The sequence below is a fragment of the Mordavella massiliensis genome, from assembly GCF_016902415.1.
Lineage (GTDB): Bacteria > Bacillota > Clostridia > Lachnospirales > Lachnospiraceae > Merdimonas > Merdimonas faecigallinarum.
This window is the reverse complement of record NZ_JACJLV010000022.1, coordinates 18,326-41,577: the sequence shown is the minus strand read 5'-3', so window position 1 is coordinate 41,577 and position 23,252 is coordinate 18,326. Positions and strand designations below refer to the sequence as shown.

24 protein-coding genes and 1 other annotated feature are annotated in these 23,252 nt (G+C 48.9%); of the genes, 21 read left to right on the top strand and 3 right to left on the bottom strand.

What is annotated here, in order from left to right; genetic code table 11:
- Positions 1-59 precede the first annotated feature (59 nt).
- The 21 genes from H6A13_RS07930 to rplT all read left to right on the top strand — a co-directional run bounded on the left by H6A13_RS07930 (position 60) and on the right by rplT (position 21,293).
- Positions 60-566 (top strand): SEC-C metal-binding domain-containing protein, encoded by a 507-nt coding sequence (locus tag H6A13_RS07930; protein ID WP_204909073.1) that lies wholly within the window; start codon positions 60-62, stop codon positions 564-566.
- A complete protein-coding gene (locus tag H6A13_RS07925) occupies positions 551-1,288 on the top strand; it encodes a YdcF family protein (RefSeq protein ID WP_204909071.1) in 738 nt (245 codons plus the stop codon). The genes H6A13_RS07930 and H6A13_RS07925 overlap by 16 nt, the downstream gene beginning before the upstream one ends.
- 334 nt (positions 1,289-1,622) lie before the next feature.
- Positions 1,623-2,093 carry an acyl-CoA thioesterase gene (locus tag H6A13_RS07920; protein ID WP_204909070.1) on the top strand — a complete coding sequence of 157 codons (471 nt, stop codon included), beginning with the start codon at positions 1,623-1,625 and terminating at the stop codon, positions 2,091-2,093.
- Positions 2,094-2,129: 36 nt separating this feature from the next.
- The gene (thrS, locus tag H6A13_RS07915; protein ID WP_204909069.1) at positions 2,130-4,058 is read left to right on the top strand and encodes a threonine--tRNA ligase; all 1,929 of its coding nucleotides are present in this window, start codon (positions 2,130-2,132) and stop codon (positions 4,056-4,058) included.
- 98 nt (positions 4,059-4,156) lie between these two features.
- The gene (locus H6A13_RS07910; RefSeq protein WP_204909068.1) at positions 4,157-4,474 is read left to right on the top strand and encodes a DUF1540 domain-containing protein; all 318 of its coding nucleotides are present in this window, start codon (positions 4,157-4,159) and stop codon (positions 4,472-4,474) included.
- Between the two features lie 169 nt (positions 4,475-4,643).
- On the top strand, positions 4,644-5,564 hold the full coding sequence (gene metA / locus H6A13_RS07905) for a homoserine O-acetyltransferase MetA (protein ID WP_204909067.1): 921 nt from the start codon (positions 4,644-4,646) through the stop codon (positions 5,562-5,564).
- A 353-nt stretch (positions 5,565-5,917) separates the two neighbouring features.
- Entirely contained in the window at positions 5,918-7,318 is a 1,401-nt protein-coding gene (locus H6A13_RS07900) for an alanine/glycine:cation symporter family protein (protein ID WP_204909066.1), read from the top strand.
- 74 nt (positions 7,319-7,392) lie between these two features.
- Positions 7,393-7,638: a binding site (T-box leader), on the top strand.
- A gap of 135 nt (positions 7,639-7,773) precedes the next feature.
- Positions 7,774-8,787 carry an ABC transporter substrate-binding protein gene (locus tag H6A13_RS07895; RefSeq protein WP_204909065.1) on the top strand — a complete coding sequence of 338 codons (1,014 nt, stop codon included), beginning with the start codon at positions 7,774-7,776 and terminating at the stop codon, positions 8,785-8,787.
- A gap of 18 nt (positions 8,788-8,805) precedes the next feature.
- On the top strand, positions 8,806-9,687 hold the full coding sequence (locus H6A13_RS07890; protein WP_204909064.1) for an ABC transporter permease: 882 nt from the start codon (positions 8,806-8,808) through the stop codon (positions 9,685-9,687).
- Positions 9,680-10,453 carry an ABC transporter ATP-binding protein gene (locus tag H6A13_RS07885; protein WP_204909063.1) on the top strand — a complete coding sequence of 258 codons (774 nt, stop codon included), beginning with the start codon at positions 9,680-9,682 and terminating at the stop codon, positions 10,451-10,453. Before H6A13_RS07890 ends, H6A13_RS07885 begins: the two co-directional genes overlap by 8 nt.
- 18 nt (positions 10,454-10,471) lie before the next feature.
- Positions 10,472-10,987 (top strand): dCTP deaminase/dUTPase family protein, encoded by a 516-nt coding sequence (locus H6A13_RS07880; RefSeq protein ID WP_204909062.1) that lies wholly within the window; start codon positions 10,472-10,474, stop codon positions 10,985-10,987.
- A gap of 112 nt (positions 10,988-11,099) precedes the next feature.
- Complete coding sequence (locus H6A13_RS07875) at positions 11,100-12,521, top strand: spore germination protein (RefSeq protein ID WP_338043036.1); 1,422 nt, start codon at positions 11,100-11,102, stop codon at positions 12,519-12,521.
- Positions 12,522-12,574: 53 nt separating this feature from the next.
- Positions 12,575-13,441, top strand: a complete 867-nt coding sequence (locus H6A13_RS07870) for a DegV family protein (RefSeq protein ID WP_204909061.1) — start codon at positions 12,575-12,577, stop codon at positions 13,439-13,441.
- Positions 13,441-14,109 carry a B3/B4 domain-containing protein gene (locus H6A13_RS07865; RefSeq protein WP_204909060.1) on the top strand — a complete coding sequence of 223 codons (669 nt, stop codon included), beginning with the start codon at positions 13,441-13,443 and terminating at the stop codon, positions 14,107-14,109. Before H6A13_RS07870 ends, H6A13_RS07865 begins: the two co-directional genes overlap by 1 nt.
- 164 nt (positions 14,110-14,273) lie before the next feature.
- Positions 14,274-14,777 carry a MarR family winged helix-turn-helix transcriptional regulator gene (locus H6A13_RS07860; protein WP_204909059.1) on the top strand — a complete coding sequence of 168 codons (504 nt, stop codon included), beginning with the start codon at positions 14,274-14,276 and terminating at the stop codon, positions 14,775-14,777.
- Positions 14,740-16,473, top strand: coding sequence for an ABC transporter ATP-binding protein (locus H6A13_RS07855; RefSeq protein ID WP_204909058.1), 1,734 nt, complete (start codon positions 14,740-14,742; stop codon positions 16,471-16,473). Before H6A13_RS07860 ends, H6A13_RS07855 begins: the two co-directional genes overlap by 38 nt.
- Positions 16,466-18,364, top strand: coding sequence for an ABC transporter ATP-binding protein (locus H6A13_RS07850; RefSeq protein ID WP_204909057.1), 1,899 nt, complete (start codon positions 16,466-16,468; stop codon positions 18,362-18,364). Before H6A13_RS07855 ends, H6A13_RS07850 begins: the two co-directional genes overlap by 8 nt.
- A gap of 186 nt (positions 18,365-18,550) precedes the next feature.
- Positions 18,551-19,906, top strand: coding sequence for a sodium-dependent transporter (locus H6A13_RS07845; protein ID WP_204909056.1), 1,356 nt, complete (start codon positions 18,551-18,553; stop codon positions 19,904-19,906).
- A gap of 272 nt (positions 19,907-20,178) precedes the next feature.
- Positions 20,179-20,673 (top strand): translation initiation factor IF-3, encoded by a 495-nt coding sequence (infC, locus tag H6A13_RS07840; protein WP_204909055.1) that lies wholly within the window; start codon positions 20,179-20,181, stop codon positions 20,671-20,673.
- Between the two features lie 32 nt (positions 20,674-20,705).
- Positions 20,706-20,903, top strand: a complete 198-nt coding sequence (gene rpmI, locus H6A13_RS07835) for a 50S ribosomal protein L35 (protein ID WP_006441630.1) — start codon at positions 20,706-20,708, stop codon at positions 20,901-20,903.
- Between the two features lie 33 nt (positions 20,904-20,936).
- A complete protein-coding gene (rplT, locus tag H6A13_RS07830; RefSeq protein ID WP_204909054.1) occupies positions 20,937-21,293 on the top strand; it encodes a 50S ribosomal protein L20 in 357 nt (118 codons plus the stop codon).
- 36 nt (positions 21,294-21,329) lie between these two features.
- On the opposite strand, the gene H6A13_RS07825 is transcribed toward rplT, so the two are convergent.
- Genes H6A13_RS07825 through H6A13_RS07815 form a run of 3 tightly spaced genes read right to left on the bottom strand, consistent with a single transcriptional unit; the run spans position 21,330 to position 23,038 of the window.
- A complete protein-coding gene (locus H6A13_RS07825; protein WP_204909053.1) occupies positions 21,330-21,911 on the bottom strand; it encodes a response regulator in 582 nt (193 codons plus the stop codon).
- The gene (locus tag H6A13_RS07820) at positions 21,901-22,617 is read right to left on the bottom strand and encodes a sensor histidine kinase (RefSeq protein ID WP_204909052.1); all 717 of its coding nucleotides are present in this window, start codon (positions 22,615-22,617) and stop codon (positions 21,901-21,903) included. Before H6A13_RS07820 ends, H6A13_RS07825 begins: the two co-directional genes overlap by 11 nt.
- On the bottom strand, positions 22,604-23,038 hold the full coding sequence (locus H6A13_RS07815) for a sigma-70 family RNA polymerase sigma factor (RefSeq protein ID WP_204909051.1): 435 nt from the start codon (positions 23,036-23,038) through the stop codon (positions 22,604-22,606). The genes H6A13_RS07820 and H6A13_RS07815 overlap by 14 nt, the downstream gene beginning before the upstream one ends.
- Positions 23,039-23,252 lie beyond the last annotated feature (214 nt).

Below are 23,252 nucleotides of genomic sequence, written 5' to 3'. Positions count from 1 at the left end.
TTAGTATATTATATAGAGTACAGAATAAAAATGCAATCAATACAAAGGAGTATCAGAATATGAGTCGTACATTATTACAGCAGTGGAGAGACATTGCATATGATGAAAGCGCTGATAAAGGACAGCTTCAGAAGTTCTGGGGCCGTTATTTTCAGATCGAGAAGGAAATCTATGAGCAGCTGCTCTCCAATCCGGATGAAGAAGTAAAAGGAACCGTAAAGGAACTGGCCGAAAAGTACGGACAGGAAGTCCTGACCATGGTGGGATTCCTGGACGGGATCAATGAAAGCCTGAAGGAAGAAAATCCCATCGAGACCATGGATGAGGATACGGTAGTAAGCCTTGCCTTTGATAAGGAGAAGCTTTATAAAAACATGGTGGACGCAAGGGCAGAGTGGCTCTATGAGCTTCCGCAGTGGAAAGACATCTACTCTGAAGAGGAATTAAAGAGACTGTACAAAGAGCAGAGAGAGTCAAGAACTGTCCGCAAGGGGAAAAAGATCGGACGTAACGATCCGTGTCCCTGCGGTTCCGGCAAAAAATATAAACAATGCTGTGGCAGATAGGACTGGCGGCCTGCGGGGCCGCCTGTTTCCTGTATTACGGGGTGATCTGTGCCTGCCTGCATAAGTGGGATTCCACCTTTTCCAGATTCTGGCCCGCGGCCGGCCTGCTGTTTCTTCTGCTGGCGGCGCTTTTTCGGTGGACAGACCTGGACGGGATCCTTGCGGGGCTTTTTCTTCTGGCTGCAGCTGTTTTCCTTTTTACAGAAGGAAAGATCCTTTCCGGCATGCGAAAAGGCAGGACAGGGAAATGCCGGTATCTGATCGTGCTCGGCGCCCATGTGGAGAAAGACCAGATCACAGATTCCCTGCGAAGAAGACTGGATACGGCGCTGGAATACTTAAAGACGCATCCGGATACCCTGGCAGTCCTGTCCGGCGGACAAGGAAAAGGAGAGGCTGTGACAGAAGCGGCGGCCATGGCCGGTTATCTGCAGCAAAGAGGGATCAGAGAAGAGCGTCTGTTTCAGGAGGACCGCTCCACGACAACGGAAGAGAATCTGAAGTTTTCCCGTGCATTTCTTGCGGATCCGGAAGCGGCAGTGGGGATTGTTTCTAATAATTTCCATCTTTACCGGGCGTGCGCCCTGGCGCGGAGGCTGGGATATCAGAAGGTGTTTCCGCTGCCGGCCGGGTGCCATCCGGTCCTTTTTCCCAATTATATGGTGCGGGAATGTTTTGCGGTGTGGAAAAGCTGGGGCAGGCTGATCCTTTCAAAGATTTAACGCCGGTTTTCCAAAACTCTGGTTGACAAAGAAAAAACCGGTGTTATAATGAGAACATATACGAAAAAGCGTTGAAGAGAAGAGTAGGAAGGGAAAGAGACGACAGAGAGAGGGACAAGGATGCTGAGAGTCCCGGATCTTGGAACCTTTACGAAGACCACCTTGGAGCGGCTGTAAACCAGCACGGTGATTCCGTTATCATCAGAAATGAAGTGGTTCCGGCTGTTATGGCCGGTGCAATCAGGGTGGAACCGCGAGATGACTCGTCCCTTACAGTAAGCAGTTGCTGTAAGGGATTTTTTTGTTATCAGCATGGAAAGGAAGGATACAAAGGATGGCAGAAAGAGAAGCTTATCAGCATAAGGTCCAGTATTATGAGACCGACCAGATGGGGATCGTCCATCATTCCAACTATATCCGCTGGTTTGAGGAAGCCAGGACCGATTATATGGATCGCCTGGGCATGGGATACGCCAGGATGGAGGAGATGGGGATCTTAAGCCCGGTGCTGTCAGTGTCGGCGGATTACCTGCGCATGGTTTATTTTGGCGACACGGTATCCATTGACTGTTATATCAAAGAATATAACGGGATCAAGCTGACCATTGCCTATGAGGTGACAGCAGGAAAGACCGGGATGGTCCACTGCAAAGGCGTGAGTAAACACTGCTTCATCAACCGGGAGGGAAGGCCATTGTCTCTGAAACATTCCGCACCGGAATTTCACGAGATGTTCCTTGCGGGAAAGGAAGCGGCAAAGGACAGGCACCCGGAAGCAGAGGATCACAGAAAACAGCAGAAATAACGAAAAGCAGAATAAAAAGAAAGGAAGAGGGAAACTATGAAAATCACATTGAAAGACGGATCTGTAAAAGAGTATGCAGGCGGGATGTCCGTACTGGATATCGCAAAGGATATCAGCGAGGGACTGGCAAGAGCGGCCACATCCGCAAAGGTGAATGGGGAGATGGCGGATCTTAGGACCATGATCACAGACGACTGTGAACTGGAACTTCTGACCTTTGACAGCGAGGAAGGAAAAGGAGCGTTCTGGCATACCACATCCCACATTATGGCGCAGGCGGTCAAACGGCTGTATCCGGAGACAAAGCTTGCCATCGGCCCGTCGATCGACCACGGATTCTACTATGATCTGGACCGGGAGACTCCCTTTACCACAGAGGATCTGGAAAAGATCGAAGCAGAGATGAAAAAGATCGTAAAAGAGGCGCTTCCTATTGAGCGGTTTACCAAAACCAGGGAAGAGGCTATCGCATATTTTAAGGAGAAGGATGAGCCTTATAAAGTAGAACTGGTAGAAGATCTTCCGGAAGGGGAAGAGATCAGCTTCTATCAGCAGGGAGAGTTTGTAGATCTGTGTGCAGGCCCGCATCTGATGACTACAAAAAATGTAAAGGCATTTAAGCTGACCAGCCTGGCGGGAGCCTACTGGAGAGGCAGCGAGAAAAACAAAATGCTGACCCGTATCTACGGCATTTCCTATCCGAAGAAATCCGAACTGGATGAATATCTCCACATGATGGAAGAGGCTAAAAAGCGGGATCACAGAAAGCTGGGAAGAGAACTTGGCATCTTCATGATGTGCGACGAAGGCCCGGGATTCCCGTTCTTCCTTCCCAAGGGAATGGTGCTGAAAAATACGCTTCTGGATTACTGGAGAGACCTGCATAAAAAGAACGGCTATGTAGAGATTTCGACTCCGCTGATCTTAAGCCGTCACCTGTGGGAGAATTCCGGCCACTGGGATCACTACAAAGATAACATGTATACCACACAGATCGACGGGGATGATTATGCGGTAAAGCCCATGAACTGTCCCGGAGGCATGCTGGTTTACAAGTCTGAACCCCGTTCTTACAAGGATCTGCCGCTGCGGGCAGGCGAGCTTGGGATCGTCCACAGACATGAGAAGTCCGGCGCGCTCCACGGTCTGTTCCGTGTACGGTGCTTCACACAGGACGACGCTCATATCTTCATGATGCCGGAGCAGATCCGGGATGAGATCAAAGGCGTGGCCAGACTGATCGACGAGATCTACAGCCTGTTCGGATTCAAATACCATGTGGAATTGTCCACCCGTCCGGAGGACAGCATGGGAAGCGATGAAGACTGGGAGATCGCAACCGAAGGACTGAAAGGCGCTCTGGACGACCTGGGGCTGGATTATGTGATCAACGAAGGCGACGGCGCTTTCTACGGACCGAAGATCGACTTCCATCTGGAAGATTCTATCGGACGTACCTGGCAGTGCGGAACCATTCAGCTGGATATGCAGATGCCCCAGCGCTTTGATCTGGAGTACACAGGCGCGGACGGAGAAAAACACCGTCCGATCATGATCCACAGAGTGGCCTTTGGATCCATCGAGCGTTTCATCGGTATCCTGATCGAGCATTTCGCGGGCGCATTCCCCACCTGGCTTGCGCCGGTACAGGTAAAAGTCCTGCCGATCTCTGATAAATATATGGACTACGGCAAAGACGTCCTGGCAAAACTGGAGGCAGCAGGTATCCGGGCAGAGATCGATACCCGCGCGGAAAAGATCGGATACAAGATCCGTGAGGCACAGATGAATAAGATCCCGTATATGCTGGTGGTCGGCGCCAAAGAAGAAGAGGCCGGGGCAGTATCCGTAAGAAGCCGTTTCGCCGGAGACGAAGGCCAGAAGAATCTGGATGCATTTATCGAGAACATCCGCAAAGAGATCGACTCCAAGGAGCAGAGAGCGGTAGAGATCTCCGAAGAATAATATTTTTTAAAAATATATGAAAACCTGGATGTTTGAAAGATAGAAAAACGGGCATAATAACCTTCGATCATAGTTCCAAAAAGAACAGGAGGGATATTATGCCGGAACTGAAATGTACCGTGCAGACTTGTACGCACAACCAGAATAACTACTGCTGCCTGGACAGGATCGTGGTGGGCGGAAATACCGCAAAGCAGGCGGAAGACACCTGCTGCGACAGCTTTGAGAAGAGAAAAGGCCAGTCCATGAGCAACTCGGCCAAAGAAGCATCCGCTTACAGCAGCATCGACTGTAAGGCAAAAGACTGCATGTACAACAAAGAATGTGAATGCCAGGCGGGCAAGATCAGCGTAGAAGGCGGAGACGCCTGCCGCTGCCAGGAGACGGCCTGCGCCACATTCCAGAAATCCATCTAAAGGTCAAATGGGGACAAATGGGGACGGGGGATTTTCAGAAATCCCCCGTCCCCATTTGATATTGACGGGATTTTCCCGAGAGGGTATAATTTATGTATTGTACGTACATACCGCGCGCTTTTGACCGAAAGGCGCGGTATCATAGTTTTTGTAAAAAGGAGAGACAGCCATGCCCATCAGAGTGCAGAATGATCTTCCCGTAAGGGAAATACTGGAAAAGGAAAATATATTTGTGATGGACGAGCACCGGGCCACGCACCAGGATATCCGTCCGATCAGCATCGGCCTTCTGAACCTTATGCCGTTAAAGGAGGATACGGAGCTTCAGATCTTAAGATCCCTGTCCAATACTCCTTTGCAGGTGGATGTTACGTTTGTCATGGTGTCTTCTCATGTATCGAAGAATACGCCGACCAGCCACCTGAATAAATTTTATTACCGGTTCGAGGAGATCCGTGACCGGAAGTTTGACGGGTTTATCATTACCGGCGCGCCGGTGGAGCAGATCCCCTTTGAGGAAGTGGATTACTGGGAGGAATTAAAGGAGATCATGGAGTGGAGCAAAACCCACGTGACCAGCACCCTGCATCTGTGCTGGGGCGCCCAGGCCGGCATCTACTATCATTACGGCATCGACAAAGAGATGCTGCCCCAGAAGGTGTTCGGCGTGTTCCGGCATCGGGTGCTGAACCGGAAGATCCCGCTGGTGCGGGGCTTTGACGACGTATTTCTGGCGCCGCATTCCAGGCACACCCAGACGCCTATTGACAAAGTCCGCGCCGATGACAGACTTACCATTCTGGCGGAGTCCGAGGAGGCGGGACTGTTTCTTGCCATGGCGGAAAACGGGCGGAAGATCTTTGTAATGGGCCATCCGGAATATGACCGGATCACCCTGGATCAGGAGTATAAACGGGACCTTTCCAAAGGCCTGGATATCCAGATGCCAAAGCATTATTATACGGAGGACGATCCTTCCGTCAGGCCCCTTCTTACCTGGCGGGCGGCGGCCAATAACCTGTACACCAACTGGCTGAACTATTATGTCTATCAGGTAACACCGTACGATCTGTACGGAACGCCGTTTTAAATAAAATAATAAGAAAAAATGGATGAAGAAATCCCTGCAGAAAAGAAATCTTTTTTGCAGGGATTTCTTCTTTTGTTCAGAATAGACAGATATTTGAAATAAGTATATGGAATAACCCTTATATCCACGGCATAAATTGTACTAAAATTCAAACATCATTAGTCAGAATGACGAATAATATGTCATTTTTATAACAAATGTTGCTATTTTCAATATATTCATGTAGAATGAAGCTAAGATTGAAGGCGGGAGAACTGCGGAAGGAGGTAAGGTTCTCTTGCGCGGGCATAGTAACATTTCAACAAAACATGTACAGACAAAGGAAAAGAGAAAAGAAAAGGGGGCTTGAATTTATGTTTGATGCCATTAACAATGTTGTGACAACAGTCAACGGTGTGGTTTGGGGCTGGCCTATGATCATCCTGCTTCTTGGAACCCATGTTTTTATGACGTTCCGGACAGGATTCATTCAGAGACACTCCATCGGAAAAGGTATTAAGCTTTCCGTAACCAAGGACCCGGAGGCAGAAGGTGAAGTATCCCAGTTCGGAGCGCTGACCACGGCTCTTGCCGCTACTATTGGTACCGGTAACATCATCGGTGTCGGTACGGCCATCGCCATGGGCGGCCCCGGAGCGGTTCTTTGGATCTGGCTCAGTGGTGTATTCGGAATCGCTACCAAATATTCAGAATCACTGATCGCTGTAAAATACAGAGTGAAGACAGAAGACGGACGTATGCAGGGCGGTGCTTTCTACGCACTGGAGCGCGGACTGAACATGAAGTGGCTCGGTATGCTGTTTGCGATCCTGGCAGGTCTTGCATCCTTCGGTATCGGATGTGCGACACAGGTAAATGCCATCGCAACCGTTGCAAACGAGAACTTTAATATTCCTCCGCTGGCAGTCGGCATCGTGATCGCTGCTCTTACCGCTTTCGTTATCTTCGGCGGAATTAAATCTATTGCAAACGTATGTGAGAAGCTGGTTCCTTTCATGGCCGTCTTCTACGTGCTGGGATGTCTTATCATCCTTGGCATGAACTATGACTTTATCATTCCTGCGATCGCAACGATCTGCAGACTTGCATTCACACCTGGCGCGGCAGCCGGCGGTCTGGTTGGTACCGGTATCCTGATGGCGATGCGTTTTGGTATTGCAAGAGGTCTGTTCTCCAATGAATCTGGTATGGGTTCTGCTCCTATCGCAGCTGCAGCGGCTCAGACCAGAAACCCGGTTCGTCAGGCGCTGGTATCCTCTACCGGTACTTTCTGGGATACAGTAGTTGTTTGTCTGATGACTGGTCTTGTACTGGTAACGACCATTATGAAGAACCCGAACATCAATGCAGACGAAGTATCTGACGGCGGTATCCTGACTTCTCTGGCATTCGGACAGATCCCGGTTCTTGGCCCATTGATCCTGACTCTTGGTATCATCACTTTCGCTTACTCCACCATTCTCGGATGGGCATACTACGGTGAGCGCTGCGTGGAATACTTTGCAGGAAGATTTGGTAAAGGCGTCCTGATCGGATACCGCTGCCTGTACATCGCAGTTGCAGTGATCGCTCCGGTTGTAGCTCTTGACCTGGTATGGCTGATCGCCGATACCCTGAACGCCTTCATGGCCGTACCGAACCTGATAGCGGTTCTGCTGCTGTCCAATGAGATTGTTCGTGAAACCAAGAAATACATCAATAACCTGGATATGAAGGATGAGACTCCGGTTCCGGTTATTAAGAGTAAGAAATAACAGATAACAGAAACATTTAACAAACTTTGTCTTGACAAATGTACTTTGTTGAATTAAAGTAATACGTGTAAAAAGAAAAACCGATGAGAAAGAGTAGTAGCTGATCTAGAGAAGTCAAAGAGAGCGGCAGGCGGTGGGATTGCCGTATGGATCCGGTCAGTGAATGGACTTTCGAGGGCGGCCTGAAATCTTCGGAGAGTATGGTTTGTCGGGAACCGAACCCGTTATCAATCAGGAGTGTATGTTAGTACATGAGAAAAGTGGACGATTCGTCAATTTGAGTGGTACCGCGATGATATGATTATATTACCGCCTCAAACCTTATGTTTGAGGCGGTTTTTTATTTCATAACACGGTTATAACATGGCGGCGCCGTCCGGATCTATTTTCTCTCCTAACAATCCGGGATGCTGGCAAACGCATCTCGCATCAAAAAAAGAAAAGGAGACAAAATTATGAAGAAGAAATTAATGGCAGGACTTTTGGTAACAGCGATGACAGCAGTGATGGCGGCAGGATGCGGCTCCGGCTCTTCCGAAAGCGGCGGAGAAGACGGTTATACCATCGGGATCTCCCAGTTTGCAGAGCATGGTTCTCTGGATAACTGCAGGGAAGGTTTCCTGGCCGGCCTTGAGGCAGAAGGGATTGTGGAAGGAGAGAATCTGACGGTGGATTATCAGAACGCGGCTTCTGACATGGGAACCACAGGACAGATTTCCGACAGCTTCGTGTCTTCCGGTGTGGATCTGATCTGCGCCATCGCAACGCCCAGTGCACAGAGCGCATACAACGCGGCCATGGATACAGATATTCCGGTGGTTTATACAGCAGTCACCGATACAGAGGCTGCGGAACTGACCGATGCGGACGGCATGCCGGTAGGCAATGTGACAGGAACTTCGGATAAACTGCCCATTGAGGAACAGTTGAAAATGATGCGGGAGATCCTTCCGGACGCAAAAACCCTGGGAATCATGTATACGACCAGCGAGGCCAATTCGGTATCTGCCATTGAAGAATACGAAGCTCTGGCAGGAGATTATGGATTTGAACTGGTGACCACAGGCATCTCCACCACAGCGGACGTGGCTCTTGCTGCAGACGATCTGTTAAGCAAGGTGGACTGCATCACCAACCTGACAGACAACACGGTGGTGGCTTCTCTTCCTACCATTCTGGAGAAGGCAAATGAGCAGAAGGTTCCGGTATTTGGAAGCGAGATCGAGCAGGTGAAGATCGGATGTCTGGCTGCAGAGGGAATCGACTATATCGCCCTTGGCGAGCAGACCGGCAAGATGGCGGCCCAGATCCTCAAAGGAGAAAAAGAGGCTTCCGAGATGGCCAGCGAAGTGATCACAGAACCCGGATTCTATGTGAATACCAAAGTGGCGGAAAATCTTGGCATTACCATTCCGGAAGCATTAATATCCTCTGCGGTAGAAAACTTTGACGAGATCACTGCGGAGTAAACACTAGGAGGCATTTTCATGAACTTTTTCATTACCATACTGGAGCAGGGCCTGATCTACGGGATCCTTGCACTGGGAGTTTATATCACATACAAGATCCTGGATTTTCCGGATCTTACTGTAGACGGAAGTTTTCCTCTGGGAGCGGCGGTAACAGCCGCCCTCATCACCAGAGGCATGGATCCGTATCTGACTCTTCCGATCGCCTTTCTGGCAGGCGTTCTGGCAGGAATCTGCACGGGACTGATCCATGTAAAAGGAAAGGTAAGGGATCTGTTGTCCGGTATCATTATGATGACGGCTTTGTGGTCCATCAATCTTTATATTGCAGGAACTTCCAATGTACCGCTGTTCTCCCAGGAGACCATTTTTAAGAACGACCGGATCGAAGGACTGATCCCCAAGGCGCTTTCGCCTTACACCACATTGATCCTGATCTTCCTTCTTACCATTGTCTGCAAGGTAATCCTGGATCTGTACTTAAAGACGAAGTCCGGTTTTCTGTTAAGAGCGGTCGGAGACAATGCGGTGCTGGTTACCTCCCTTGCAAAGGATCAGGGAAATGTGAAGATCTTAGGTCTGGCTATCGCAAACGGCCTGGTGTCTCTGGCCGGCTGTGTTTTTGCCCAGGAGGAGCGGGTGTTTGAGATCTCCAGCGGAACCGGAGCCATTGTCATTGGTCTGGCAAGCGTGATCATCGGCACCAGCCTGTTCCGCAAGGTAACGCTTTTGAAAGCAACCTCCGCGGTACTGATCGGTTCTGTGATCTACAAGGCATGTGTGGCCATAGCGCTTCGAAGCTTTGAGCCCCAGGCCATGAAGCTGATCACAGCAGTGCTTTTCCTGATCATTTTGCTGATCAGTATGGAAAGAAAGAAGAAGGTGAAGGCAGATGCTTGAATTAAAAGGAATCAGTAAATATTATAATCCGGGAACCATCAATGAAATGTGCCTGTTTAAAGGATTTGACCTGACCATTGAAAAAGGAGAGTTCCTCTCCGTGGTGGGAAGCAATGGTTCCGGAAAAACCTCCATGCTGAACATTATCTGCGGGAGCATCCCGGCGGAGTCGGGACAGATCCTGATGGGAGGCAGGGATATTACAAAGGAAAAAGAATTTAAGAGAAACGCAAAGATCGGAAGAGTTTATCAGAATCCGGCCATGGGGACCTGTCCGTCCATGACGATCCTGGAAAATATGTCTCTGGCAGACAATAAAGGAAAGCTGTACGGACTGGGAAGAGGCACCAATAAGGCCCGCATTGATTTTTACAGAGAGCAGCTCTCCTGGCTGGGTCTTGGCCTGGAGGATAAACTGGATGTGAAGGTGGGGGCGCTTTCCGGCGGGCAGCGCCAGGCCATGGCGCTTCTGATGTCCACCATGACGCCCATTGAATTCCTGATCCTGGATGAACACACGGCGGCCCTGGATCCCAAGACGGCGGATCTGATCATGGAACTGACAGACCGGATCGTGCGGGAAAAGAAGCTGACCACCATCATGGTGACACACAATTTAAGATACGCGGTAGAGTACGGCGACCGTCTGATCATGATGCACGAAGGCACGGTGATCCTGGATAAAAAGGGAGAGGAAAAGCAGGCGGTATCCGTAGAAGAAGTGCTGACTCTCTTTAATGAGATCAGTATTGAGTGTGGAAACTAGAGAACAGGAGAATGTGAAATGGCAAAAAGAATCGCACAGTTTGAGAAAGTAAGCTTCGGACAGTTCCTGGAAGGATATCAGGATTCATTTGGTGCAGCGCCGGAAACAGAGATCCGGGAGATTTATGACAGGATCTGCCTGCCCAGGCGGGCAACCGCAGGATCCGCGGGATATGACTTCTATACTCCGGTATCCATAACCCTTGCGCCGGAGGAGACGGTGAAGATCCCTACCGGAATCCGTGTAAAAATGGACCTGGACTGGGTGCTGAAGTGCTATCCGAGAAGCGGACTGGGATTCAAGTACCGTCTGCAGCTGAATAATACCGTGGGCATCATTGACAGTGACTATTACGGTTCAGATAACGAAGGGCATATTTTTGCAAAGATCACCAACGACAGTAAAGAAGGAAAGACGGTGGAATTAGCCGCCGGAACCGGATTTATGCAGGGAATCTTTGTGGAGTATGGTATTACGGCAGATGACGATGCGGAAGGGATCCGAAACGGTGGATTCGGAAGCACCACAAAATAGATGAACCATTACAAGAAAAATACATAATTCCAGACAGATCCGGACATACTGTTTTATCAGAAGAGAATGGGCCGGCGAAAAGCCGGACGAAGCAGAAAGGCGGGGAACCACCATGGCAGATAAAAAGGAAAAGCAGCAGTCCCGGATGAGGAAGAAAGAAGAAGAGAGGGAAAAACTGAAACATACGAAGATCGGCGGGTCCAGGGAGGAGAATGCCGGCTATATGAATCAGATCCTGCCGGTGCAGGAAAGCTTTGACCTGGTAAAGAGAGACCTTCTGATCGGCGGCCGGATGGCAACCTTTTATTTTATAGACGGATTTACCAAGGATGAGGTCATGCTCAAGGTAATGGATTCCATGATGAAGATCAAAGAAGAAGAGATGCCGGCAGACGCCCAGCAGTTTACCCGGATCGGAGTTCCCTATGTGGAGGTGGAGGTGCTGGAAGATTTTGACGCAGTGATCCGCAACCTTTTATCCGGAGTCACCTGTCTGTTTATCGACGGATACGAAGGATGCATTGCCATTGACTGCCGCACCTACCCGGCCAGGGGCGTGGATGAACCGGCCAAGGATAAATCTCTCCGGGGATCCAGGGACGGATTCGTGGAGACGATTGTATTCAATACGGCACTGATGCGGCGAAGGATCCGGGATCCCCATCTGGTGATGGAGATGAAAGAAGTGGGGGACAGTTCCCGTACAGACGTGGCGGTGTGCTATATGAGCGACCGGGTGGACCGGGAGCTGCTTCTCAATGTGAAGCGGCGGATTGGAGAGATCCGGGCGGACGATCTTCGGATGAATCAGCAGAGCCTTGCGGAATGCCTGTTCCGGCGCAAATGGTACAATCCATTTCCCAAATTCAAGTATACCGAGCGTCCGGACACGGCGGCTGCCTGTCTGCTGGAGGGAAAGATCGTGATCCTGGTGGACAATTCCCCGTCTGCCATGATCCTGCCTACTTCGATCTTTGATGTGATCGAGGAGGCCAATGACTATTATTTCCCGACCCTCACCAATCTCTATCTGAAGACGGCCAGAGGGCTGATCACTTTGATGACCGTATTTCTGACACCGGTTTTCCTTTTGTTTGTACAGAATCCCCGGTGGATCCCGGAAGTATTTGATTTTGTGATGGTAAAGGGAGAAGTCAACATTCCCATTATCTTTCAGCTTCTGATGCTGGAGATTGCCATTGACGGACTGAGGCTTGCGGCCATGAGCACGCCTACGATGTTAAGTACGCCCTTAAGTGTGATCGCCGGCCTTGTGATGGGAGAGTTTTCCGTACAGTCCGGCTGGTTTAATTCTGAAGTGATGCTGTATATGGCATTTGTGGCTGTGGCCAATTATACGCAGCCCAATTTTGAACTGGGATATGCCCTGAAATTTATGCGTCTGGAACTTCTGATCCTGACGGCTCTTTTGAACTGGATCGGATTTGCGGCCGGTTTCGTGATCGTGGTGTTAAGTATTTGTTTCAATAAAACTCTGTCCGGGCGGAATTATCTGAATGTGAAATTGAATTGACAGAAAAAGGGTGGTATAATGGGTTAGAAATTGTTACCCAAGGAGGATTGGTCATGAGTGAATTTGTGATTACAGTAAACAGTACGGTAGATCTGCCCAAGGAATGGCTGGAGGAAAGACAGGTTCCGGTCATTGCTCTGAAATATACGATCGACGGAGAGACCTATGAAGATATGAACGGTCTGTCCTCCAAAGAATTTTTCCAGAAGCTTCGGGACGGGAAGATGGCCACCACTTCCCAGATCAACCCGGAGCAGGCCAAGGAAGCGCTGGAGCCTTTCCTGAAAGAAGGAAAGGACGTGCTTCACCTGGCATTCTCTTCCGGACTTAGCGGCACCTGCAACAGCATGATGATGGCGGCGGAAGAGTTAAAAGAAGAGTATCCGGACCGGAAGGTGATCGTCATCGACACCCTGTGCGCCTGCTTAGGAGAAGCGCTGCTTCTTTATTACGCGCTGAAGAGAAAGAGCGAAGGCATGTCCATAGAAGAAGTGGCCAAGTGGGTAGAGGAGAACAAATTACATATCTGCCACGACGTTACCGTGGACGACTTATATCATCTGCACCGGGGAGGCCGGATCTCCAAAGCGACAGCTGTGGTCGGCACCATGGTAAAGATCAAGCCCATGATCTATATGGATAATGAAGGAAAGCTCCAGGTGATCGGAAAAGAAAGAGGAAGAAAGAAATCTCTTAACAGGATTGTGGATATGGCTGTGGAGCAGGCAAAGAACTGGAAGGAAAATGATATTGTCATGATCACCCACGGCGACTGCGTGGAGGACGCGGAATATGTGGCCGGACTGGTCCGTGAAAAGATGGGCATTGACAATATCCTGATCAACAATATCGGTACGGTGATCGGAAGCCACACCGGCCCCGGCGTAGTAGCCGTATTCTGCATGGGAGATCACAGATAATGAGAAAAGAACTGAAGATCGATCCCGCTATGAAGGAATTGTGGCCCGATACAAAAGTGGGATGTTTCTGGTACCGGGTGAACGTAGAACAGAAAAATGAAGCCCTTTGGAGCTATCTGAAAAAAGAGATTTACAAACAGGTAAAGGATGCTATCTTTGATTACGGGGTCAATGAGATCCCCAATATCAAAGAGTCCAGAGCCGCTTACAAGGCATTCGGGAAGGATCCCAGCCGCTACCGGGTTTCCTCGGAAGCGCTGATCCGGAGGATCGGCCAGGGGAAAGGGCTGTATGAAGTGAACACGGTGGTGGACGCCAATAATCTGATCTCCATCCGGTCCGGTTTTTCTGTAGGCTCCTATGATGTGAGCCGCCTGGGAGAGCAGCTGGTCTTCCGGACCGGCAAGCCGGGGGAGACCTATAAAGGGATCGGCAAGGCGGAGGTTCATATCGAGAACCTGCCGGTGCTGGCCGATGCACTTGGCCCTGTGGGAAGTTCCACCAGTGATTCCGAACGGGCCATGATCACAGAAGAGACGAAGGAAGTCCTGACGCTGATCTATTGCTTTTCCGGAAAAGAAGAATTGGAAAAAGCCATGGAATATGGAGAAACGTATCTGAAACAATATGCCGGCGCAGCCGACCTTACAAGCTGGATCGCGGAATAAATGTTCCCGGAGATGTCCTGTGAAAAAACAGGAAAAATCTCCGGGAATTTTTGCGGAATTTTTAGCCGAAAAAACGGTTGACAATTAAAATAAAGGACGTTAGTATAATATTGTTAGTTACCGAACTGTTATGAAAAATACAAAAAAACAGAGGTGATACAGATATGGCAGATCATGCGGGAAAATGGATCAACCGCGTATCTCATCAATTGAAAAGACAGATTTTCTGGGATGAAAAGCCCGAAGATCTCACGATTTTGCAGAAGAGTATTCTGCATTTTATTTTGTTTGAAACGATGCACCGGGATCTCTATCAGAAGGATCTGGAAAAAGAATTCAAGGTCCGAAGATCCACGGCTTCGGAAAACTTAAGGATGCTGGAAAGCAAAGGGTATGTGCGCCGGGAATGTGCCAGGCAGGACGCAAGGCTGAAGCGGATCATTCCCACCCGCAAGGCGGTCCTTCTAAGGGATGAGCTTCTTTCGGCCATTGAACGGACCGAGGGGCGGATCCGGGAAGGCGTGGAAGAAGAGGACCTGGAGGTCTTTTTCAAAGTTCTCAAGCACATCTCTTCAAACTTAAGTGCATGGGAAAAAGAAAATGTAAGAACAGAAAGGATGGAAGAAAAGAATGAATCGGAAGTTGCTTCAGTCAGTCAGGGAATATAAGAAGCAGGCCTTCCTGGCGCCGGTCCTGGTAGTCCTGGAGGTGCTGCTGGAAGTGCTGATCCCTCTTCTGATGGCCAACATCATTGATGTGGGGATCATGAACGGGGATATGAACTATATCATCAAGGTGGGACTGCTCCTGGTAGTGATGGCTATGGTATCCCTGTTTTTCGGCGCGAAAGCCGGACAGGTGGCGGCCGTGGCGGGCGCAGGATATGCCAAGAATTTAAGACACGATATCTTTTATAAGATCCAGGATTTTTCCTTTGGAAATATTGATCACTTTTCTACGTCCAGTCTGGTAACCAGACTGACCACAGACATCACCAACGTACAGATGGCCTTTATGTTTTCCATCCGTATGCTGGCAAGAGCGCCGATCATGGTGGTGCTGTCCTGGATCATGACCGCTACCATCAGCATGAAGATTGCCTGTCTGATGCTGGTGACCATCCCGATCCTGGGCGGGGTACTGATCTTCATCGCCAAAAAGGCGCACCCGCATTTTATCCAGGTGTTTGACGAGTACGACGTCCTGAACAATACTGTCCAGGAAAATGTCAACGCGGCCAGGGTGGTAAAGGCTTATGTAAGGGAAGACCATGAGAATGAAAAATTTCATAAGATCTCCCAGAAGGTGTTTGACCTCTTTACCCGTGCAGAGATGATCGTGGCCTGGAACTCACCGGTCATGAACTTTGTCATGTACACGGTGGTGCTTCTGATCGTGCTGATCGGAGGCGAAGACATCGTCTTTGGCACCATGCAGACCGGCGAGCTGACCAGTATCATGGTATATGCCATGCAGATCCTGATGTCGCTGATGATGGTATCCTTTGTCTTTGTTATGATCATGATCGCGGAGGCGTCCTCTGACCGTATCCGGGAAGTTCTGGAAGAGGTACCGGAGATGGAGGATGCGCCGGACGCGCTGACCGAAGTGGCAAATGGAGACATTGACTTTGAACATGTGGATTTCAGCTACGCAGGAGAAGACGGCAACCTGTCTCTCAAAGACGTCAGCCTTCATATTAAGAGCGGCCAGGTGGTGGGCGTCATCGGCGGTACCGGAAGCGCCAAATCCACGCTGGTACAGCTGATCCCAAGACTCTATGATGTGACCAGAGGATGCGTCAAGGTAGGCGGGCAGGACGTCCGCAAGTACAATCTGGAAAAGCTTCGTGACCAGGTGTCCATGGTGCTGCAGAAAAACGTCCTCTTTACCGGAAGCATTTACGAAAACATCCGCTGGGGCGATGAAAACGCCAGCAACGAAGAAGTACAAAGAGTCTGTAAGCTTGCCCAGGCAGACGGGTTTATCAATGAATTTCCATTAAAATACAACACCATGATCGTGGAAGGCGGAAACAACGTATCCGGCGGACAGAAGCAGAGACTCTGTATCGCGAGAGCCCTGCTGAAAAAACCGAAGATCCTGATCCTGGATGACTCCACCAGCGCGGTGGACACAAGGACAGATGCGCTGATCCGTAAGGCTTTCCGGGAAGAAATCCCGGATACCACCAAGATCATCATTGCCCAGAGAATTTCCTCTGTAGAAGATGCAGATATGATCATTGTGATGGAGAACGGACAGATCAACGGCGTGGGAACTTCCGAAGAACTTCTGAAGACCAACGCCATCTACCGTGAAGTATATGAATCCCAGGTGAAAGGAGGAGAGGACCATGAGTAAGCAGGGACCAGGCGGCAAGCCAAAGGTTACCAAAAGTACGGTAAAAACGGCAAAACGGCTTCTGGGCTATGTGACCAGTACCTATAAGATCCAGTTTGTCCTGGTGCTGATCTGCATCCTGGTCAGCTCCCTTGCCAGCATTTCGGTTTCCCTTTCCTTAAAGTATCTGCTGGATGACTTTATCATCCCGCTGATCGGACAGAAAGAGCCGAACTTTGCAGAACTTTACCGTGCGATCACCGTTCTTGCCATCATTTTTGGCTGCGGTGTGATCGCTACATTTTCCTATACCAGGCTGATGGTTGTCATTGGCCAGGGAGTACTCAAACGAGTCCGCGACGAGATGTTTGAACACATGCAGACCCTGCCGATCCGTTACTTCGACCAGAACACCAACGGTTCCATTATGAGTCTGTATACCAACGATACCGATACCCTGCGTCAGATGATCAACCAGTCGATCCCGCAGGTTCTGATGTCCGGCCTGATGATCATCGTTACCTTTATTGCCATGATCGTCTTAAGCCCGATCCTGACCCTGCTTGCGGTAGTAGTGATCTTTCTGATGATCATCGTGGCAAGGGTGATCGGCGGAAACAGTGGAAAATACTTTATCCACCAGCAGCTGGATCTGGCCAATATCACCGGTTTCGTGGAAGAACGGATGAACGGACAGAGAGTCGTTAAGGTATTTAACCATGAGAAGAAATCCGAGCAGGAATTTGACGCATTAAATGAGAAGCTGTTTGAGAGCGCGGCCAATGCCCATACCTTTGCAAGTATCATGGGTCCTGTCATCGGAAATATCGGCAATCTGCAGTTTGTACTGACTGCGGTGCTGGGTGGTTTCCTCTCTGTCATGGGGATCGGAAATATTACCCTGGGTGTTATGGCTTCCTATCTGCAGTTTACCAAGAGCTTTACCCAGCCGTTCATGCAGGTGGCACAGCAGTTCAACTCCATTATCATGGCGCTGGCAGGCGCGGAGCGTATCTTTAACCTGCTGGATGAGGAGCCGGAGACAGATGAAGGCTATGTAACGCTGGTCAACGCAAGAAAAGATGAGAACGGTGAGATCGTAGAGTGCAAGGAGCGTACTGGTATGTGGGCATGGAAGCATCCCCACCAGGCGGACGGGACCATCACCTATACCGAACTGAAGGGAGACGTGCGGTTCTTTGATATGTCCTTTGGCTATGAACCGGATCACATGGTACTCCATGACCTGACACTGTACGCGAAGCCGGGACAGAAGCTGGCCTTTGTCGGTTCTACCGGAGCAGGAAAGACAACCATTACCAACCTGATCAACCGGTTCTATGACGTGCAGGACGGAAAGATCCGTTACGACGGCATCAATATCAACAAGATCAAGAAAGCGGACCTCAGGCATTCCCTTGGCATTGTGCTGCAGGATACCCATCTCTTTACCGGAACCATCAAGGAAAATATCCGGTACGGCAAGCTGGACGCCACAGACGAGGAAATCTACAACGCAGCAAAACTGGCCCATGCGGATCAGTTTATCCGGATGCTGCCCCAGGGCTATGACACTATGCTGACCGGAGACGGAGAGGAACTCTCCCAGGGACAAAGACAGCTGCTGGCCATTGCAAGAGCGGCCATCGCAGATCCGCCGGTACTGATCCTGGATGAGGCGACCTCCAGTATTGATACCCGTACCGAGAGCATCGTGCAGCAGGGCATGGATAACCTGATGAAGGGACGGACGGTATTTGTGATTGCGCACAGACTTTCGACCATCCGCAACAGTAACGCGATCATGGTGCTGGAGCACGGACGGATCATCGAACGAGGCGATCACGAAGATCTGATCAAACAGAAAGGGACTTATTACCAGCTCTATACCGGAAAACTGGAGCTGTCATAAAGAGACTTACAGGTTGCAAAGGCCTGCGGCGAATCGGCTTGCCACAGGCCTTTGTCTATTTGTTGTAAAATTTCCGCTAAGATTTTGATAAAATTCCCCCTTGTGTTGGCAGCGTTTCTTCTATATAATAAAACACATGTATGTGAATGAGAGGAAAGGACTTGTGAGAGTGAGGAGGATTTACAAATGAACAAGCGAAGCAGTTTTTCCGGCAAGCTGGGATTTGTCCTGGCTGCTGCCGGTTCGGCGGTTGGACTTGGGAATATCTGGCGGTTTCCCTATCTTGCCGCGCAATATGGAGGGGGCACCTTCCTTCTGATCTATCTGATCCTGGCGGTTACCTTTGGATTTTCTCTGATGATCGCGGAAGTGGCCATCGGGCGAAAGACAGGACTTAGCGCCATCGGAGCATTTAAGGCTCTGGATTCCAGGTTTGGATTTCTGGGGGTTCTGGCAGCTCTGGTGCCGATCATTATCTTCCCGTATTATTCTGTGATCGGCGGATGGGTGGTGAAATACTTTACGGTATTTCTGACAGGCGGCGCCCATGCGGCTGCAGGAGACGATTATTTTACCGGTTTTGTGGGCGGCACGTTTGAACCGCTGGGATGGTTTCTGATCTTCCTTGGCGTGACTGCTGTGATCGTGCTCCTTGGTGTAGAGAAGGGCATTGAGAAAGTCAGCAAATTTATGATGCCTGTGCTGGTGGTCCTGGCGGTCGGCATCTCGATCTACTGCCTGATGATGGACGGAGCCATGGAAGGCCTTGCTTATTATGTACAGCCACACATGGCGGATGTGTCAGTAAAGACGGTGCTCTCAGCCATGGGACAGCTGTTTTACTCCATGTCTCTTGCCATGGGTATCATGGTGACTTACGGCTCTTATATGAGAAAAGACACCAACCTGGAAAGTTCCGTGCGGCAGATCGAGATCTTTGATACGGCCATCGCATTTCTGGCGGGGCTGATGATCATCCCGGCGGTGTTCGTCTTTTCCGGCGGAGACCCGAAGATGCTGCAGAGCGGGCCGAGCCTGATGTTCGTGATCCTGCCGAAGGTATTTGACACCATGCATTTTGGAAATGCGGTGGGAGCGGCCTTCTTCCTGCTGGTTATTTTTGCGGCGCTGACGTCCTCTATTTCTCTGATGGAGACCATTGTGTCTATTTTCCAGGACAAGTTCCACTGGAGAAGAAGAAACACCTGTATCTTTGTGGCGGTTCTGGCGCTTGTTATGGGAATTCCGTCTTCCCTCGGATTTGGAACACTGTCCTTTATCACCTGGGCGGGCATGACCATCCTGGACATCATGGACTTTGTCAGCAACAGCGTGATGATGCCCATCGTAGCCTTTTTTACCTGCGTCTTTGTAGGATTCTTTGTGAAGCCAAAGACCATTGCAGACGAAGTAAAGGTGACAGACGGAAGATTTGTGGGAGAAAAGCTCTTTACTGTGATGATCAAGTGGATCACGCCGGTATTTCTGGTACTGATCCTGCTCAGTTCCGTGGCAAATGCCATGGGCTGGTTCAAGCTGTAGGAGGCCGGGAAACGGCCCCCGGCAAAAAAAGTGCTTTTCAAAGCATTTTCCGGTTGACAGCACGGAAAACATGTGCTAAATTAATACCTGTATGAAAAAGAAAGTAGAGTATCCACTCTCACCATAGCACAAGCGGGTGACTATTGGTTCGATATTGTGTAGAAAAAACGGATATCACAGATGACGTTTTTTATGCTGATATGTAAGTGGATAGTCTCGAACTGTTCACTTATTTTTTTGTTTAATGGAGGTATAAGGCAATTAGCGAGTTAATGATCAACGGACAGATCCGTGACAAGGAAGTCCGTGTAATCGGACAGGACGGAGAACAGATTGGGATTATGTCTCCCAGAGAGGCGATGAAGCTCGCCCAGGAGGCAGAGCTTGACCTGGTGAAGATCGCGCCGAAGGCACAGCCGCCGGTATGCAAGATCATCGATTACGGCAAGTACAAATACGAACTTGCCAGAAAAGAAAAGGAAGCCAGGAAAAAACAGAAGACGGTTGAGGTTAAGGAAGTTCGTCTTTCACCGAATATCGAGACAAATGACCTAAATACCAAGGTCAACAATGCAAAGAAATTTATCAGCAAGGGCAATAAAGTAAAAGTCACATTGCGGTTCCGCGGCCGTGAGATGGCCCACGTACAGCAGACCAAGCACATCCTGGATGATTTTGCAAAACTTCTGGAGGATGTGGCTGTTGTAGAAAAAGCGCCAAAACTGGAAGGCCGGAACATGAGCATGGTTTTAACTGAAAGACGTTAAAAATACATTACATTTTTAAGGAGGAGCTTATTATGCCAAAAATCAAAACAAATAGAGCTGCTGCAAAGCGCTTCAAAAAGACAGGTACAGGAAAGTTAGTTAGAAATAAAGCTTACAAGAGCCATATCTTAACTAAGAAATCTACCAAGAGAAAAAGAAATCTTAGAAAACCGACTGTTACAGATGCAACCAACGTAAAGAACATGAAGAAAGTATTACCGTATCTGTAAGATATCGGCAGGATAGAAGGAGGAGAATAAGAGATGGCAAGAATTAAAGGCGGATTAAACGCAAAGAAGAAACATAACAGAACACTGAAACTGGCAAAAGGATACAGAGGAGCTCGCTCCAAACAGTACAGAGTAGCTAAACAGTCTGTCATGAGAGCTCTGGCTTCTTCCTACGCAGGAAGAAAGCAGCGCAAACGCCAGATGCGTCAGCTGTGGATCGCACGTATCAACGCTGCGGCAAGAATGAACGGACTGTCTTACAGCAAGTTCATGCACGGACTGAAGCTGGCAAACATCGATATGAACAGAAAGATGCTTGCTGAGATGGCAGTCAATGATGCAGAAGGATTTGCAGCACTGGCAGAAGCTGCAAAAGCAAAATTAGCTTAATCAATAGATTGGACCGGGATTGTGTACCCGGTCCTTTTATAATTGAAAAATATGCTGTAATTCCTGCTGGTTTTTAATTCCCAGTTTCTTAAAAACAGAGGTTTTCTGATTGGCGATAGTTTTTTCTGAAGATAAGATATCCACATTTCTTCCCAGCATCATATCAAAAACAGAACGCTCGGCGCTTGAAAGATCCTTCAGGATCAGTTCCTGGATAAAGCGTTCCTGGACGGTAATACCTGTGGCACTCTCGCGAATGATCCCGCAGAGATTCTGACACTGGCTCTTAAAGATATATCCGCATGCAAAAGATTTTTTACTGGCAGAAATGACAATTGACGGATCTTCAAATGAAGTCAGCAAAAGAACCTTTGCGTTTGTAGACAATCGGATCTGCCTTGACACCTCGATTCCATCCAGATTATTTCCGGTAAGATTCAGATCGGTCAGTACAATGTCGGGCCTTAATTTGCGCGCAAGTTCTAATCCTGCATATCCATTCTCTGCATAGGTACAAAACGTAAGATCATCCGTCTGTTCAATTGTCTTTCGAATCAGATAAACAAAATCAATATCATTTTCGATTAACAGGATTCGGATTTTTTTCTCAGAACTCATTTCTGCGATCCCCCTTTTTACATATCCTCTTGAGAGGAAAAGAAAGAGTAAACCGGCTTCCGCCATGGAGAATGGTGTCTGCTTCAATGTTGCCTGCATGTTTCCGCATGATTTTCATACAGTAAGGAAGTCCGAGGCCAAAATTAGTTTCCGTATTTTTAGTCGTATAATAAGGTTCGAAAATATGTTCCAATTGTTCTTTTTTTAACCCAATTCCCGTATCTTGCACCGTAATCTGGTATTTGTGCCGTTGCGTATCAATATAGTCCATGATTAAGATTTCTCCAGTATTTCCGGTTGCCTGGATCGCATCCACAGCATTGGAAAGGAGATTGTGAAAGACTTCATGGAGAAGCAAAGGATCACAGAACAGGTAAATCTCCGGGTTTAAATGGCAGGAAAGAGTATTTCCTTTTGTCAGTGAATCTGCAGAATCAAAGGGATACAGCTTTGTAACAGGGATCCAGGATTCTACGATCGTCAGCTGCTGGGAATACTTTTTGATCCGGTCACAGTAATTCTGGATTCCAAAGACTGCGCGTTCCATAATTTCAAACTCAGGCGGAAAAGTTTTGGAATCATCCGGAAAATGTTGTTTCAAATTAGTGATGCACCAGTTTAATTTAACGACATAGTTTTTTAACATATGGACGGTCAGTTCTGTATTTCTGTTCGTAAAAAGTCTTGTATTGCTATTGGTTTTCATCTGCTTTTCCCTCCATATACTGTCTGATTTTCGCAAGGGCGGCTTTCCTATGCCGGAAAACCGTTGAGCGTACAACATTCAGCAGTTGGCCGATCTCCGCGTCGCTCATATCCAAGAAATAGGATAAAAGGACGATGTTACGCTTTCTTTCGGACAGGGTTTCCAATGCTTCCCCAAGCAGCGCATTTCTGACGAACACATCATAGCCGGACACTTGAAAACGGATAAAATCGCTTTCGTACTCGTCCAGTACATAAAGCCGGTTGAGTTCGCTTTCGCATAGTTCCGAAAAACATACTTCGCGTGTTGCGCGTTTGGCAAGTTCGATCAAATAATTCTTCGCTTCGCCTTTTAGGGTTTTCTTCGCCAATGCGTCATACTGATGTTGTATCGTTTTCTTGTAGGAAGAAGATTGCTCCATAGAGTTCACCTCCTTCCCGCGTGGAGTAGAGGACGGGGTTTAAGGGCTTGTCCTCTCGCCCCCTTTCGTTCCTTATCCAAGTGGAAAGAGGTGTTTTGTTTCTCTGCTCAAAAAAGAATTGCAGAAAAAGCAAAAATGCGCCCGCCCGCAAGACGCGGACGAGCACAAAGGAAATGTGAGCAGTATTTAGATGTTCTGACAGTTCACCTCCATA